Raw genomic sequence first — 14,750 nt, forward strand, 5'->3', positions numbered from 1 at the left:
TTCAGGTGTTAGTGTCCTTACGGATGTGGGGGTTCGAGTCCCCCCCCTCGCACCATATACTACGAAGATATTGCTCACACTGGGCGAAGGTGGCGGAATTGGTAGACGCGCTAGCTTCAGGTGTTAGTGTCCTTACGGATGTGGGGGTTCGAGTCCCCCCCCTCGCACCATATACTACGAAGATATTGCTCACACTGGGCGAAGGTGGCGGAATTGGTAGACGCGCTAGCTTCAGGTGTTAGTGTCCTTACGGATGTGGGGGTTCGAGTCCCCCCCCTCGCACCAAAGAGGGCAATATCACGATAAGATTTCTGTGCGAAGGTGGCGGAATTGGTAGACGCGCTAGCTTCAGGTGTTAGTGTCCTTAGGATGTGGGGGTTCGAGTCCCCCCCCTCGCACCAGCATTCTTATCCCTCTTTCTTCTCTCCCTGTTTTCTTACTGTCCCATCAGCTTTAAATTCATCAACACCAGCATCATGCCGCCGATAAGCGCAAACGCCGATGGCAGCAAAATGAAATGCCGCAGCTGTCGATGCCAGATCATGATGCAGGAAAGCAGCAGGCCCATGGCAATCAGGCCCCGCCAGATATCGGCAGACAGGCCCGCAAAAGCCAACCCGGCCAAAACTACGCCAGGAATCAGCACCCCCCATCCACTGCCCAACGCCCGTTGCAACATGGTGTCAGCTCTCAATCCGATAATGATAACCAATATCATATGATAATTCTTATCATTTGCAAATTCCTGCCGGAAACCGTCGCACTCTTTACTTGCATGCTGATGACAGTACTGTCGGAAGGTGATAAATTGCGAGAAAAATCCGAATAGATTAGCGATCCTGATATTTTCATGCGCCTCGTTCCCGCGTGAGAATTGTCATTCCTGATCGCCGGCATCTCTCTGACCGTATAATAAATAAAGATTTCCTCACATGACATCAAAATCCTGGCGTTCACTGCGCATTAAAAAATATCAGTTTTCACTACGCCTGTTTTTATTTCTTAATTTAACATCTTCACTATTTTCCATGCTGAGTCCGGTCTATCACGTGGCGGCGATAACCCTGCCGCTGATGCTGATCATGCTGACCAGCACCGGATTGCTGCTGGGTCATTGGGCATGGGCGGAAAGAAAAATCAATATTCCTGCCATCTCCATTCTTTTTGGCTGTTTATGGGCATGGCACATTGCAGTCAAATCCCCGTTAATGCCTCAACCCCAATTTAACTATCTGGTGATTGCGTTATTAAGCGTGCTGTTTATCGGCGCCATTGCTTTTTCTAATAATATCATTGCTTTTACGCTGCATTCATTGCCGGTGCTTATCACTTGTCTGGTGCTTGGCGACGGCGATCAGTGGCTGCGGATGATTTATTGCTTCGCCCTGCCCGTTATCGGTATCGCCATTCAGAGCGTGATTCAAAAGCGTAACGACAATTTTGCCCATGGGTTGATGTACAAGCTGCTGGAAGAGCGCCAGACCCTGAACGATCTGAGTATGCTCGACCCGCTGACTGGCCTCTACAACCGCCGCGGCCTGCAAAATCGACTGGAAACGTTGATGACGCTGGATGCCAGCGATCATTACGTGCTGCTGCTCGATATCGACTACTTCAAAGCCTACAACGATCATTATGGCCATATGATGGGGGATCAGGCGCTGATTCAGGTCTCCGCGGCCATTCGAAATGCCGTGCGTTCGAGAGACGTTGTGACCCGCTATGGCGGTGAAGAATTTATGGTACTGCTGACCTCGACAACGCCCGAATGCGCAATGCAAACTGCAGAGCGCATTCGTCAGCGAGTGTACGACCTGAAAATCCCTCATATGTTTAACCACAGCGTAGCCACCAACGTGACGGTGAGCATCGGGATCGCTCCACTGGTGGGAGAAGACATTGAAGACGCGCTGACCAAAGCCGACAAAGCGCTGTATGAAGCCAAGCATCTTGGCCGCAACAACATTCTGTCGAGCGCTACGCTACAGAATGCGTAATAGCAAGCTTTGAGCGGCAGCTAGCATGAAATGTGTTGCGATTCCCTGTAGCTACAGCTAGGATTAGCAATCATTATCATTTAGATTTGTATCCCGTTCACACACATGGCCTTACGTTCCGCACCGATTACCGGCGATCTTATCTGGCGAGCCCCGCTCTTCAGCCATGAGCCCGTTCTGGCCCAGTCCGTGCGGGACAGCATTGCGGAGCATCGCCCGCATCTGCTCGATTTTATCCATCTTGATGAGCCTCATCCGCATCACGCTATGACGCTGGCAGAGTGGTCTCGCGGCAGCGAACTGACTTCCCTGATGGCGTGCTATGCCGATCATATCTACCGTAATCAACCCAGCCAGAAGCGTGAAAATAAGCCGCTGCTATCCCTTTGGGCGCAGTGGTATATCGGTTTACAGGTTCCGCCGCTGATGCTGGCGCTGCTCACCGAAAAGCGCGCACTCAGCCTGTCTGCGGAACATTTTCACGTGGAGTTCCATGAAACCGGACGCGCCGCCAGCTTCTGGGTCGACGTCCATCAGGATCATGCCCTGACGCAGCGCTCTTCGCTGCACAGAATGGAAAGCCTCGTCACGCAGACGATCATGCCCGTCATCGATGCGCTGGAAGCCACCGGGGAGATTAACGGCAAGCTCATCTGGAGCAACACCGGCTATCTCATCAACTGGTATCTTGGCGAGATGAAAACGCTTCTGGGCGATGAGCAGGTTAACGCGCTGCGTCAGCATCTGTTCTTTGCTAAACAGTTTTCAGACGGATGCGATAACCCGCTGTGGCGCACCGTGGTCCTGCGGGATGGCCTTCTGGTACGACGCACCTGCTGCCAGCGCTATCGCCTTCCCGACGTTCAGCAGTGCGGTGACTGCACGCTAAAATAACCTTCTGCTAACAGCAAAAAGCCCCGGTAACGTTACGCTACCGGGGCTTTGTTATTTCAGGACAGATTACGCCGCTTGTTCAGTCTCTTCAGACGAGCGCTGTGCTTCTTCCGCTTCCTGTGCCAGCAGCTGCTTCTCGTAGACTTTGAAGAACGGGAAGTAAATGATGGCGGAGACACAGGCCAGCACCACCACCAGGATGACCGCACGGAAATCCCAGCCGAGGGCCCAGGCCGCACCAACTGGCGCAGGCGCAGTCCACGGCACTACGGAGATGACGCGCCCAATCAGATCAAGCTTCATTGCCGCCCAGGCAAGCGTGGCGTTCACCATCGGGGCCAGCAGGAACGGGATAAAGAAGACCGGGTTCATCACAATCGGCGTACCGAAAATAACCGGTTCGTTGATGTTAAAGATGCTTGGCACCACACCCAAACGACCGATGGAACGCAGGTGCGCGGACTTACTGCGCAGGTAGCAGAACACCAGTCCCATGGTGGCACCAGAGCCGCCGATCACGATGAAGAAGGTCCAGAACGCTTCCATAAAAATATGCGGCAGCGGTGCGCCCTGTGCCAGCGCGGTCTGGTTCAGGCCCAGGTTTGTCAGCCAGAACATTTGCAGCATACCGGAGACGATAGCAGCGCCATGGATCCCCGCAAACCACAGCAGGTGGCCAATCAGCACGGCCAGCAGAATGGCCGGCAGGGAATCCGCCGCGGACACCAGCGGTTTAAAGATGGACATGATCGCCTGTGGGATCAGCATATCGAACTGGCTCTGAATAAACAGGCTCAGCGGATACAGCGTCAGCACCACGACCAGCACCGGAATCAGCAGGTCGAAGGAGTTCTTGATCATCGGCGGCACCTGATCCGGCAGGCGAATACCGATATTGCGAACCTTAAGGAATCGCATCATCTCCACGCAGTAGACGGCCACCAGGATAGCGGTGAAGATCCCGGTACCACCGAGGCTATGAACGGGCAGCGTGCCGTCCGTCTTCGGTGCCGCAACCAGCAGGAACGCCATGATAGACAGCATAGAGGCCATGAACGGATCAAGCTGAGCGCTCTTTTCATAATGCTTGCCGAGGTTATAGGCAATGGCGGCGCAGATGTAGATGGACATAATGCCCATCGTCATATCGAACGGCGTCAGGATACGGCCTTCAAATTGCTTAGCCATGTCCAGCCACGCGCGGGCAAAGCCCCAGGTGGTATCCGGCGAGAAAGGCGGGTAAGCAAACACCAGCAGGAAGGAGCCGACAATCATGAATGGCATCGCAGAGATAAAGCCATCACGAATTGCCATGACGTGGCGCTGGGACGAAATTCGCCCGGCGACAGGACTGACGTAGTTTTCTACAAAGCGGAATATCAGATTAAACGCAGCATGGTTAGCAGACATAGCAGCTCTCCTGACGGGCTATAGACGTAAGCACAGCGACGGTTAGTGTGCCGTGATGTGCAATCCTGAACTGTGAGTTCACTACCACGCCGGGGTGTTGGCCCGATTGACAGCAGATAACGTTACATTTCATACACGGCTCTTATTTTTTTAGCGATACAGAGGAAGTTACGCATCCAGTATGAATCGGCTTCAACCGATCCTGCAACCGGTTACTGTAACCGGTTGCAGTGAATGTGAGGGGGATCGTGAAATCCATGAAATGAAGGGATTACGCTTACTCTTATTTACAGCGGAATTCGCCTGTGACAGATTGATTTTGTCTACGTCAGGAGAGAACGATGAGTCTGCAAACCGTACGGCAATTTTTCGCTGATCGCGCGCCGGATATTGAGATTATAGAACTAAATCAGAGTACTGCGACCGTGGCGCTCGCCGCCGCAGCGCACAACGTTGCGCCGGGCCAGATAGCCAAAACGCTCTCACTCAAAGTGAAAGATGAAGTGATTCTTGTGGTCGCAAAAGGCGATGCTCGTCTCGACAATAAAAAGCTGAAATCGGCCTTTGGCGCAAAAGCCCGCATGCTGAGCAGTGACGAAGTGGTCACCTGGACCGGTCATCCGGTGGGTGGCGTCTGCCCTTTCGGTCTTGAAAACCCGCTGACGGTTTACTGCGATATCTCTTTAAAGACCTTCGATGAGGTTCTCCCGGCGGCGGGCGCTACGCACAGTGCAGTACGTATTTCCCCTGAACGCCTGGCCGAACTGACTGATGCCACCTGGATTGACGTCTGCCTTTAGGCGCCGTTCGTCAACGGCAGCGGCAGATAGTCCAGAACGTCTGCCGCACATATGAGCCAGGCGTCACTTTTTACGCCCAGCTTGCTCATGACGTTAAACTTGTGCGCGCGAATGGTTTTGATATTGCGCCCCATCTGAGCGGCAATTTCAGGTGTGGAATATCCCCTGCCCATATAATGCAGGATCCTGCGCTCCGTGGGACTCAATCCATGAGCATTGGTGCCTTGAACCAGGGTCTGCCGGTGCTCTTGCTTCATTACCGAATGAATCTGGGCGCCAAGCTGCTCCATAGATGAGGACTGGCAGAGCACAGCATGCAGCGCAACGGGCAGCAGGGGCTGAATAAAGCTGGCTTGCCTCTCGTTCTCAGCCAGCAAAACCCTTTTGGTCTCAGGTAGCGCAGCGGCCAGTCGGGAAAGAAAGTAGCCACTTTGCTGGCGCGAATAGCGTCCTCCCGCAACGGAATAGATAACGATGTCATACGATTGATGTCCGCATTGTGAAAACCACACCTGTCCGCTGCTGAAAAATCGAAGCTTATAAATCCCCCCCTCTAAAGCGGAAAAGAGATGCTGTAAACCCAGCGTCGTCATGCCACAGCTGTCAATCACCGCAACACGCCTGCTTTTGGCATATTGTTCCATTCTTCAGCCTCTCTCCACGACGTCATCGGCTCAGTGCTTCATCTCCTGAGCCGCGGCAAATCCGCAAAGAGAGGCGCTGATGAAGTAACCCCGTTCGCCCTGTTGACGAATCGCAGTAATAAGTTCAGCAACAGGTTCTTTATTCCCTGTAATTTTTACTATGCTGAGCGCATCGCGCCTTATTTAATAAATATTATGGATATGCTTTTGTGAATTATTAAATATTTCAGGAAATCTCTGCCCTCAATTATTACTCAGAACGCTTACCCAATACATGTGTTATATATCACCCGAACAGGCAAAGTTGTGCTGAATAAAAATCAGTACGATCAGACTAGCATAATAAACATGACTGTTTCAATAACACGCTATTCCGCCAAACACTAACAAGCATCCGTAAATACATTTAATTATTATGTATTTCCTTTATTCATTCTTTTCCTGAATATTCCAGGTGAGGTTCCGACATAGCGACGAAAAAAACGAGAAAAACAGGTTACGTCACTAAACCCTGACTAATCAGTCCGTTATGTTATCGGCATGCTGCCGTATCGCAATTACACGTTGCCTCAAACATTAACCAATGATGTAACACGTTCAATGCATTGCAATTGTGAAATTCCCGGCATAAATAATTTTATTGCGTCACAGAAATACCAACCTCACGAACCTATTCAGATACGGAAAGATGTTCGCGGGAGTGGCCCCCAAAGAAGGGCATAAATCGTGCAAAACATGCACCTTTCAACACGCTTGCAAAAGTGTGGTGCAGTTCAAAAAACGCTCAACGCGCACCTGAGGATTGCAGATTATTTGATCTGGCCGGGCCATAGCCCGCGCGGGCTTCAGGTAAAACCGGAGATCAGGCCTGACATTGAGTGAACAAGACCCGCCGTTATGGAAGCCGATCGCACCGAGCAAAGAAAAGTCACCCGGTTATGCATTCAGTGCGCGCTGCTGCTGTTGCAACACGGAGCAGAAAGCGCGCTGGTGGAAGAACTTTCCACGCGCCTTGGGCTGGCGCTGGGCATGGACAGCGTGGAAAGCGCCATCTCTTCCAACGCCATCGTACTGACCACGCTGCTCGACGGAGAGTGTCTGACGTCGACCCGCAAGAACAACGATCGTGGTATTAACATGCACGTCGTCACGGAGGTTCAGCACATCGTCATTATGGTGGAGCACAAACTGCTGGATGCAAGGGACATTGAAAAACGTTTCTCGCAAATTAAGCCGTTGCGCTACCCGCGCTGGCTGGTGGTCATCCTGGTTGGCCTCTCCTGTGCCTGCTTCTGCAAGCTCAACAACGGCGGCTGGGACGGTGCATTTATCACCTTCTGCGCCAGCACGATCGCCATGTACATTCGTCAGGTGCTGACCCACCGATCGATGCACCCGCAAATCAACTTCTGCATCACCGCTTTTGTGGCAACGACCGTCTCCGGGCTGATGCTGCGCCTGCCGCTTTTCCAGCAAACCTCCACGGTGGCGATGGCCGCCAGCGTTCTGCTGCTGGTGCCGGGTTTCCCGCTGATCAACGCCGTCGCCGACATGTTTAAAGGCCATATCAACACCGGGCTTGCCCGCTGGGCTATCGCCAGCCTGCTGACCCTCGCCACCTGCATCGGCGTGGTGATGGCAATGACGCTGTGGGGGCTACGAGGATGGGCATAATCGAATTTGTACTGGCGCTGCTACAGGACATGCTGCTGTCCGCCATTCCCGCCGTGGGGTTTGCGATGGTCTTTAACGTACCGCACCGCGCGCTGGCCTGGTGCGCACTGCTGGGTGCGATTGGCCATGGCTCCAGAATGCTCCTTATGCAGGCGGGCATGAACATCGAATGGGCAACGTTTATCGCCTCAATGCTGGTTGGCAGTATTGGCATTCAGTGGTCACGCTGGTATCTGGCGCACCCAAAAATTTTTACCGTCGCTGCGGTAATCCCCATGTTCCCCGGTATCTCAGCCTACACCGCGATGATCTCCGCCGTGAAAATCAGCCACTTTGGCTACAGCACCGAGCTGATGGTGATGCTGCTGGAGAACTTCCTTAAGGCCACGTCGATTGTCGGCGCGCTTTCGGTGGGACTCTCCATTCCGGGGCTCTGGCTGTACCGGAAACGCCCTCGCGTGTGAGCAAGCACCTTGAACTCTCCTCGCAGACACGGGTCTGTGCTACTATCAGCCCATAGTGTGCCCGTCGTTGTCCTGTTTGAGTAATAGCTATGTCCTCCAGAATTCTGACCTCCAGCGTCATTGGGATTGATGCCTTTTTGCACGATCCTGATGGTGTATTAAAGAATGCCGAAAGCGGTGCCGTCGCGGTGTTTGCTAATAATGCGCCTGCGTTTTACGCCATTGCGCCCACGCGCCTGGAACAGCTGCTGGAGCTGGAAGCCCGCCTTTCTCGTCCCGGCAGCGACGTCATGCTTGACGGTCAGCTCTTTGATGAGCCGGTTACCGCGCCGGTAGCGGTGCCGATGGGTAAATTTGCGATGTATGCAGACTGGCAGCCGGATGCCGACTTCCAGCGCATGGCCGCGCTATGGGGCATCGCGCTTACCCAGCCCGCTACGCCGGAAGAGCTGGCGTCTTTCACCGCATACTGGCAGGCAGAAGGTAAAGTATTCCATCACGTGCAGTGGCAGCAAAAGCTGGCGCGCAGCCTGCAAATTGGCCGGGCCAGCAACGGCGGACAGCCGAAGCGCGATCTCAACACGCTCTCCGAGCCAGACAACCAAATTCCCCCGGGCTTTCGAGGTTAACGATGAAGAACGTTGGCGATTTAATGCAGCGCCTGCAAAAGATGATGCCGAAACACATCGAACCGGCATTCAAAACCGGCGAAGAACTGCTGGCGTGGCAAAAAGAGCAAGGACAGCTGCGCTCTGCGGCGCTTGAGCGTGAAAACCGGGCGATGAAGATGCAGCGCACCTTTAACCGTTCGGGCATTCGCCCGCTGCATCAGAACTGCTCCTTCGACAACTACCGCGTGGAGTGCGACGGTCAGATGAACGCGCTGTCAAAAGCGCGCCAGTACGTCGAAGAGTTTGACGGCAACATCGCGAGCTTTATTTTTTCCGGCAAGCCCGGCACCGGTAAAAACCATCTGGCCGCCGCTATCTGTAATGAACTGCTGCTGCGCGGCAAATCCGTGTTGATCATCACCGTCGCCGACATCATGTCCGCGATGAAAGATACCTTCACCAACCGGGAAACCACGGAAGAACAGCTGCTGAACGATCTCAGCAACGTCGATCTGCTGGTGATCGACGAGATCGGCGTACAGACCGAATCCCGCTACGAAAAAGTGATCATCAATCAGATCGTTGACCGCCGTTCATCTTCCAAACGCCCTACCGGCATGCTCACCAACAGCAATATGGACGACATGAACAAGCTGCTGGGAGAACGCGTAATGGACAGAATGCGCCTTGGCAACAGCTTGTGGGTCATCTTCAACTGGGACAGCTACCGCAGCCGCGTCACAGGCAAAGAGTATTAAGATTTATCCCAGCCCGGTCAGCGCTATACTGGCCGGGTTTCCGTTTAACCAGGTCAATCTTATGAAAATTGCTAAACGTCTTCTGTGTTCCGCCGCGCTGACCAGCGCCCTGCTCTCCACCAGCACCTTTGCGCTTTCCCTGAGTGATACGCTCTCCAGCGCCGCCAGCGAACTGAGCGGTTCAGGCTCAGGTTCCTCTCAGGGCGGAATGTCGATGTCATCGCTGACCAGCCTGCTTAACGGCGGCAGCAAAGGACTGAGCGCCGACAACATGAACAACGCCGCGGGCATTCTCAGCTACTGCGCCAAGCAGAAGCTGACCTCCGTGACCAACGCCGATAACGTAAAAAATCAGGTACTCGATAAGCTCGGCCTGAACACCGCGCCGGAACAGAAAGCCGATACCAACTACATGGACGGCATCCAGGGCCTGCTCAACGCCCAGAATGGCCAGCAGCTCAACCTGAGCGCTCTGGGTGATACCCCATTAGGAAAACAAGTCAAAACCAAGGCTTGCGATCTGGTGCTGAAGCAAGGCGTTAATTTCCTCTCCTGATCGGCGACAAACACCCGCGTACCCTGGCAGTGCGCGGGTTAAAAATCGTCCACTTCTGATACAAATCTGAAACACAGCACATTTTAATGACGCTACAATTGCAGCATTATTGCACTGCAATTACAGTGTACGGTCAAAATTTAAGTATCTGGTCAGCAAATGACCAGGCTGACTGAGGATGTGCTGTGTCTGAGCTTGTTTCAATTGCTCTGTTTTTCGCTTCCGTCGTTATCTACGCATGGAAAGCGGGCCGAAACACCTGGTGGTTTGCCTCCACCCTGACGGTGCTTGGCCTGTTTGTGGTCCTGAACCTGACCCTCTACGCCAGCGACTATTTTACCGGCGACGGCATCAACGACGCCGTGCTTTATACGCTCACCAACAGCCTGACCGGCGCAGGTATCAGCAAGTATATTCTGCCCGGCATAGGGCTGGTGCTGGCACTGGTGCTGGTTTTCGGCGGACTCGGCTGGGTGCTGCGCCGCCGCCGCCATCATCCTCATCACTTCGGCTACAGCGTGCTGGCGCTGGGGCTTGCGCTGGCCTCCGTCGATGCGAGCCCGGCATTCCGTCAGATAACTGAGCTGGTGAAATCTCAGTCTCGCGACGGCGATCCGGATTTTGCCGCGTATTACAAAGAGCCGTCGAAAACCATTCCGAACCCTAAGCTGAACCTGGTTTACATCTACGGTGAAAGCCTCGAGCGCACCTATTTTGACAACGATGCCTTCCCGAACCTGACCCCGGAACTCGGCAAGCTGAAAGATGACAGCATCGATTTCAGCCACACCATGCAGCTGCCGGGCACCGATTACACTATCGCGGGAATGGTCGCCTCGCAGTGCGGTATCCCGCTGTTCGCGCCGTTTGAAGGCAACGCTTCCGCGTCGGTATCGAGCTTCTTCCCGCAGAACATCTGCCTTGGCGACATCCTGAAAAACTCCGGCTACCAGAACTACTTCGTGCAGGGCGCAAACCTGCGTTTCGCCGGCAAAGACGTGTTCCTGCAATCCCACGGATTCGATCATCTCTATGGCGCGGAGGAGCTGAAAGCCACCGTTGCCGACCCGAACTACCGCAACGACTGGGGCTTCTATGACGACACCGTCCTCGACGAAGTGTGGAAAAAATACGAAGACCTGTCGAAATCCGGCCAGCGCTTCTCGCTGTTCACCCTGACCGTCGACACCCATCATCCGGACGGATTTATCTCCCGCTCCTGCAATCGCAAGAAATATGAGATTAACGGCAAAACCAATCAATCCTTCAGCGCGGTCACCTGTAGCCAGGAGCACATTGCGGCGCTAATCGAAAAGATAAAAGCCTCGCCGTACTTTAAAAACACGGTCATCGTCGTCTCTTCCGATCACCTGGCGATGAAAAATACCGCCTGGGATTACCTCAACAAGCAGGATCGCAACGATCTGTTCTTCGTCATACGCGGCGACAAGCCACAGCAGGAAGTGATGGGCGTGAAGCGCAGCACCATGGATAACGGCGCGACGGTGCTCGATATTCTCGGCGGCGATAACTTCATTGGCCTGGGCCGCAGCAGCCTTTCCGGCCAGTCGCTGGCGGAAGTGTTCCTCAACATGAAAGAGAAGGTGCTGGCCTGGAAGCCGGACATCATTCGCCTGTGGAACTTCCCGAAATCGATCAAGGATTACACCATCGACCAGCAGAAAGGGATGATCGCATTTTCCGGCTCACACTTCCGCCTGCCGCTGCTGCTGCGGGTGTCCGACAACCGCGTCGAGCCGCTGCCGGAAAGCGAATATTCCGCCCCGCTGCGCTACCAGCTGGCGGACTTCGCCCCGCGCGACAACTTTATGTGGATTGACCGCTGCTACAAGATGGGCCAGCTGTGGGCACCGGCGTTTGCGCTCTCTACCGACTGGTGCGTATCTCAGGGCCAGCTTGGCGGCGAGCAAACCGTGCAGCACGTTGATAAAGCCCAGTGGAAAGGCAAGGCCGCGTTCAAAGACACGGTCATCGACATGGAGCGCTACAAAGGCAACGTCGATACGCTGAAAATCGTCGACAACGACATCCGCTACAAAGCGGACAGCTTCGTCTTCAACGTGGCGGGCGCGCCGGAAGAGGTCAAACAGTTCAGCGGCATCTCGCGCCCGGAAAGCTGGGGCCGCTGGTCGAATGCGCAGCTGGGCAACGAAGTGAAGATTGAGTACAAGGAACCGCTGCCGCCGAAGTTTGATCTGGTGATCGTCGCAAAAGCCTTTGGTCCAAACGCCAACAAACCGATCCCGGTTCGCGTAGGCAACAGCGAGCAGACGTTGACGCTCGGCAACGACGTCACCACCACCACGCTGCATTTCGACAACCCGACGGGCAGCAACCTGCTGACCATCGTCCCGCCGGATCCGCAGACCACCAACGAGGGCAATATCCTCGGCCATTCCCCGCGCCAGCTGGGGATTGGCATGGTGGAAATAAAAGTGGTGAAATCGGAAGGATAATCCCAGGGGAGCACAGGCTCCCCTTTCCTTTGGCGGAACGCATGAAACCGATCATTATTCGCCCCATACAAACTGCCGATGTGCCTTTGCTGCCTGCGATTGAACGCGCTGCGGCGCAGGCTTTTCTCGTTCTTCCCGAGCTGGCCTGGCTGGCTGAAGGTGATGGCATCTGTGAGGAAGAACATCGTCAGTTCGTGAGCACAGGAAAGAGCTTCATTGCGCTGGAGGGTACGATGCCCGCTGGCTTTTTACTGGCGGAACAGCTGGATAACGCCCTCTATATCGTGGAACTCTCTGTCGCTCAGCATGCACAAAATCAGGGGATTGGCCGCCAGCTCATCCATTTTCTGGCAGAGCGAGCACGTGATGAAGGTTACCCGGCACTGACGCTGACCACCTTCAAAGCGGTGCCGTGGAATGCCCCTTTTTATGCTCGCCTGGGATTTGAGAACATTGAGGAAGCTCAGCTCACACCAGGTTTACGGCAGAAGCTGGAAAATGAAGCGGCGCATGGTCTGCAACGTGAAACTCGCTGCGCCATGCGCAAGATTTTATAACGTCTTTGCCGGGCGGCACTCAGTTTGCCCGCCCTGCACGTATAGGCCGGGTAAGGCGAAGCCGCCACCCGGCACTTTCACACTCAGAACGTTTCCCAGTTATCACCGCTTTCTGTCGCCGCGGCTTTACGCAGCATCGGGGCCGGAGCGCTGGCTTTTACCACTGAAGCTTCCCGCTTTGCCGCCAGCTGCGACTGCTGAATGCGGAACACCGCTACCGCCTGGGTCAGACGGCTCGCCTGCTCTTCCAGCGCGGCCGCTGCGGAAGCAGATTCTTCCACCAGCGAGGCGTTCTGCTGAGTGACGCGATCCATTTCAGCCACCGCCAGACCAACCTGATCGATACCGCGGCTCTGTTCGTCAGACGCCGAGGCGATTTCACCCATGATATCGGTCACGCGTGTAACAGAATTGACGATCTCTTCCATGGTTTCACCCGCGCTCTCGACAAGCGCGGAGCCCACATCAACGCGGTTCACCGAGTCCTCAATCAGGCTTTTAATCTCACGAGCGGCCTGGGCGCTGCGCTGAGCGAGGTTACGCACTTCTCCCGCAACAACCGCAAACCCACGGCCCTGCTCGCCCGCACGTGCTGCTTCGACTGCAGCGTTCAGCGCCAGGATGTTAGTCTGGAAGGCAATACCGTCGATCACGCTGATAATGTCGGCAATTTTCTGCGAACTCCCGGCAATATCGCGCATAGTCTGCACCACGTTATCGACCACTTTACCACCCTTCTGCGCGGTTTCCGACGCGCTCAGCGCCAGATGGCTCGCCTGACGGGCGTTTTCGGCATTCTGTTTCACCGTCGCAGTCAGCTCTTCCATGCTCGCCGCCGTTTCTTCCAGAGAAGCAGCCTGCTGCTCGGTACGGGAGGAAAGATCGTTGTTGCCGATCGCAATCTCGCTGGCACCGCTGTAGATCGCATCCGCGCCGTTGCGTACTTCGCCGACGGTCCGCATCAGCTCACATTGCATATGGCGCAGCGAATCCGCCAGCTGGCCCATTTCGTTGCTGCCCTGTACGTCGATTGGCTTCACCAGATCGCCACCGGCAATATGACGAATGCTGTCAATCACCCGCGTCAGCGGCTGGAGCAGAGCCTTGCGGATCCCGAGCCAGACGAAAACGATCACCGCCAGCACTGCCGCTAACACGCCGATCAGTATCCAGATAGTCTGGTTGTAAGAGCCACTGTTGTCTGCCACCGCCAGCTCGTATAGACGATCGTTTTGCGTCAGGTAATCGACGTAGGCTTTCTCAAACCCGTCCTGGTAGGACTGGGTTGGCTGATCGAAGAAGTCATTAATTTTTCCGGCCCCAAGCAGCTGAATCAGCTCCGCCAGTGCGCCGTGGTAAATGCCGTAATTGCGTTTAATATCGAGCGTCGCCGCCTCACTCTGACGAGGGTCGCGCGGCAGAGACTCATACTCCGCCCAGCGTTTTTCCGCCTCATCCAGCGACTTGCTGGCGATCTGCATCAGATCCGCCACGGTCGCGCCGCTGCCGATATGGTTCTGATCCATCATATAGCGGATCCCGGCGCGGTTAAGGGTGTTACGGGTTTGCAGGAGCGCCACCCAGCTGCCGTTTAACGCAGACTGCTGCTGGCGAATAGTTTGCAGGACGGTGAAGTTTTCTTTGTCGTGTTTCAACGAGTTAAAGAACAGACCGCCGGATGTCAGTTGTAAAAGGCCAAAAAGGGCCAAAACCAGCACGAGGCTGGTGACAATTTTTATACGGTTTAACATTTTTTCTCTTTCCTGTACGAAGGCCTCTCTATCTAGTAGATCGGCCTGGAAAAAGAAAACTTTAAAGAAAATCCTGTTGAATCAGATAAAGTGGATATTCTAATCCTCTGATTAACGCATAATCACGCCGCACCGCCAGTGTGACATCAATCACATT

The 14,750-nt window shown here is 54.5% G+C and carries 14 protein-coding genes and 3 tRNA genes; 13 read left to right on the forward strand and 4 right to left on the reverse strand.

From position 1 onward, the window contains the following. Nucleotides 1-83 precede the first annotated feature (83 nt). From RTU33_RS20195 to RTU33_RS20205, 3 genes are all read left to right on the forward strand, one after another. Nucleotides 84-170, forward strand: a tRNA-Leu gene (locus RTU33_RS20195). A gap of 28 nt (nucleotides 171-198) precedes the next feature. Then, nucleotides 199-285 (forward strand) — tRNA-Leu (locus RTU33_RS20200). 30 nt (nucleotides 286-315) lie between these two features. Continuing rightward, nucleotides 316-401: transfer RNA gene (locus tag RTU33_RS20205), tRNA-Leu, on the forward strand. A gap of 35 nt (nucleotides 402-436) precedes the next feature. On the opposite strand, the gene RTU33_RS20210 is transcribed toward RTU33_RS20205, so the two are convergent. Next, nucleotides 437-718, reverse strand: coding sequence for a DUF1435 domain-containing protein (locus RTU33_RS20210; protein WP_312629768.1), 282 nt, complete (start codon nucleotides 716-718; stop codon nucleotides 437-439). A 214-nt stretch (nucleotides 719-932) separates the two neighbouring features. Here RTU33_RS20210 and RTU33_RS20215 point away from each other — a divergent pair, with 214 nt between their 5' ends. Further along, nucleotides 933-1,997: a GGDEF domain-containing protein gene (locus tag RTU33_RS20215; protein ID WP_312629770.1), complete on the forward strand. Its 1,065-nt coding sequence runs from the start codon at nucleotides 933-935 to the stop codon at nucleotides 1,995-1,997. A gap of 105 nt (nucleotides 1,998-2,102) precedes the next feature. Continuing rightward, nucleotides 2,103-2,891 (forward strand): siderophore-iron reductase FhuF, encoded by a 789-nt coding sequence (gene fhuF, locus RTU33_RS20220; RefSeq protein ID WP_312629771.1) that lies wholly within the window; start codon nucleotides 2,103-2,105, stop codon nucleotides 2,889-2,891. A 66-nt stretch (nucleotides 2,892-2,957) separates the two neighbouring features. Here fhuF and RTU33_RS20225 read toward each other — a convergent pair whose 3' ends face one another. Beyond that, nucleotides 2,958-4,301 (reverse strand): PTS sugar transporter subunit IIC, encoded by a 1,344-nt coding sequence (locus tag RTU33_RS20225; RefSeq protein WP_312629772.1) that lies wholly within the window; start codon nucleotides 4,299-4,301, stop codon nucleotides 2,958-2,960. Between the two features lie 341 nt (nucleotides 4,302-4,642). Here RTU33_RS20225 and RTU33_RS20230 point away from each other — a divergent pair, with 341 nt between their 5' ends. Beyond that, nucleotides 4,643-5,101, forward strand: coding sequence for a YbaK/EbsC family protein (locus tag RTU33_RS20230; protein ID WP_312629773.1), 459 nt, complete (start codon nucleotides 4,643-4,645; stop codon nucleotides 5,099-5,101). Here the strand turns inward: RTU33_RS20230 and bglJ are convergent. Beyond that, entirely contained in the window at nucleotides 5,098-5,745 is a 648-nt protein-coding gene (bglJ, locus tag RTU33_RS20235; RefSeq protein WP_312629774.1) for a DNA-binding transcriptional activator BglJ, read from the reverse strand. The genes RTU33_RS20230 and bglJ overlap by 4 nt on opposite strands. Before the next feature lie 897 nt (nucleotides 5,746-6,642). On the opposite strand from bglJ, the gene RTU33_RS20240 reads away from it, so the two are divergent. The 7 genes from RTU33_RS20240 to RTU33_RS20270 all read left to right on the forward strand — a co-directional run bounded on the left by RTU33_RS20240 (nucleotide 6,643) and on the right by RTU33_RS20270 (nucleotide 12,842). Further along, on the forward strand, nucleotides 6,643-7,419 hold the full coding sequence (locus tag RTU33_RS20240; RefSeq protein ID WP_312629775.1) for a threonine/serine exporter ThrE family protein: 777 nt from the start codon (nucleotides 6,643-6,645) through the stop codon (nucleotides 7,417-7,419). Further along, a complete protein-coding gene (locus tag RTU33_RS20245; protein ID WP_312629776.1) occupies nucleotides 7,410-7,883 on the forward strand; it encodes a threonine/serine exporter in 474 nt (157 codons plus the stop codon). Before RTU33_RS20240 ends, RTU33_RS20245 begins: the two co-directional genes overlap by 10 nt. A gap of 89 nt (nucleotides 7,884-7,972) precedes the next feature. Further along, nucleotides 7,973-8,512: a primosomal protein DnaT gene (gene dnaT / locus RTU33_RS20250; RefSeq protein WP_312629777.1), complete on the forward strand. Its 540-nt coding sequence runs from the start codon at nucleotides 7,973-7,975 to the stop codon at nucleotides 8,510-8,512. A 2-nt stretch (nucleotides 8,513-8,514) separates the two neighbouring features. Next, nucleotides 8,515-9,252, forward strand: a complete 738-nt coding sequence (gene dnaC / locus RTU33_RS20255; RefSeq protein WP_312629779.1) for a DNA replication protein DnaC — start codon at nucleotides 8,515-8,517, stop codon at nucleotides 9,250-9,252. A gap of 61 nt (nucleotides 9,253-9,313) precedes the next feature. After that, entirely contained in the window at nucleotides 9,314-9,808 is a 495-nt protein-coding gene (locus tag RTU33_RS20260; RefSeq protein WP_312629781.1) for a DUF2501 domain-containing protein, read from the forward strand. A gap of 185 nt (nucleotides 9,809-9,993) precedes the next feature. After that, nucleotides 9,994-12,285 (forward strand): phosphatidylglycerol--membrane-oligosaccharide glycerophosphotransferase, encoded by a 2,292-nt coding sequence (opgB, locus tag RTU33_RS20265; protein WP_312629783.1) that lies wholly within the window; start codon nucleotides 9,994-9,996, stop codon nucleotides 12,283-12,285. A gap of 41 nt (nucleotides 12,286-12,326) precedes the next feature. Beyond that, complete coding sequence (locus tag RTU33_RS20270) at nucleotides 12,327-12,842, forward strand: GNAT family N-acetyltransferase (RefSeq protein ID WP_312629784.1); 516 nt, start codon at nucleotides 12,327-12,329, stop codon at nucleotides 12,840-12,842. 83 nt (nucleotides 12,843-12,925) lie between these two features. Here the strand turns inward: RTU33_RS20270 and tsr are convergent, their stop codons facing one another. Beyond that, nucleotides 12,926-14,593, reverse strand: coding sequence for a methyl-accepting chemotaxis protein (gene tsr, locus RTU33_RS20275; RefSeq protein ID WP_312629785.1), 1,668 nt, complete (start codon nucleotides 14,591-14,593; stop codon nucleotides 12,926-12,928). Nucleotides 14,594-14,750 lie beyond the last annotated feature (157 nt).

Origin of the sequence: Scandinavium sp. (assembly GCF_032012665.1) — a bacterium.
Classification (GTDB): domain Bacteria; phylum Pseudomonadota; class Gammaproteobacteria; order Enterobacterales; family Enterobacteriaceae; genus Scandinavium.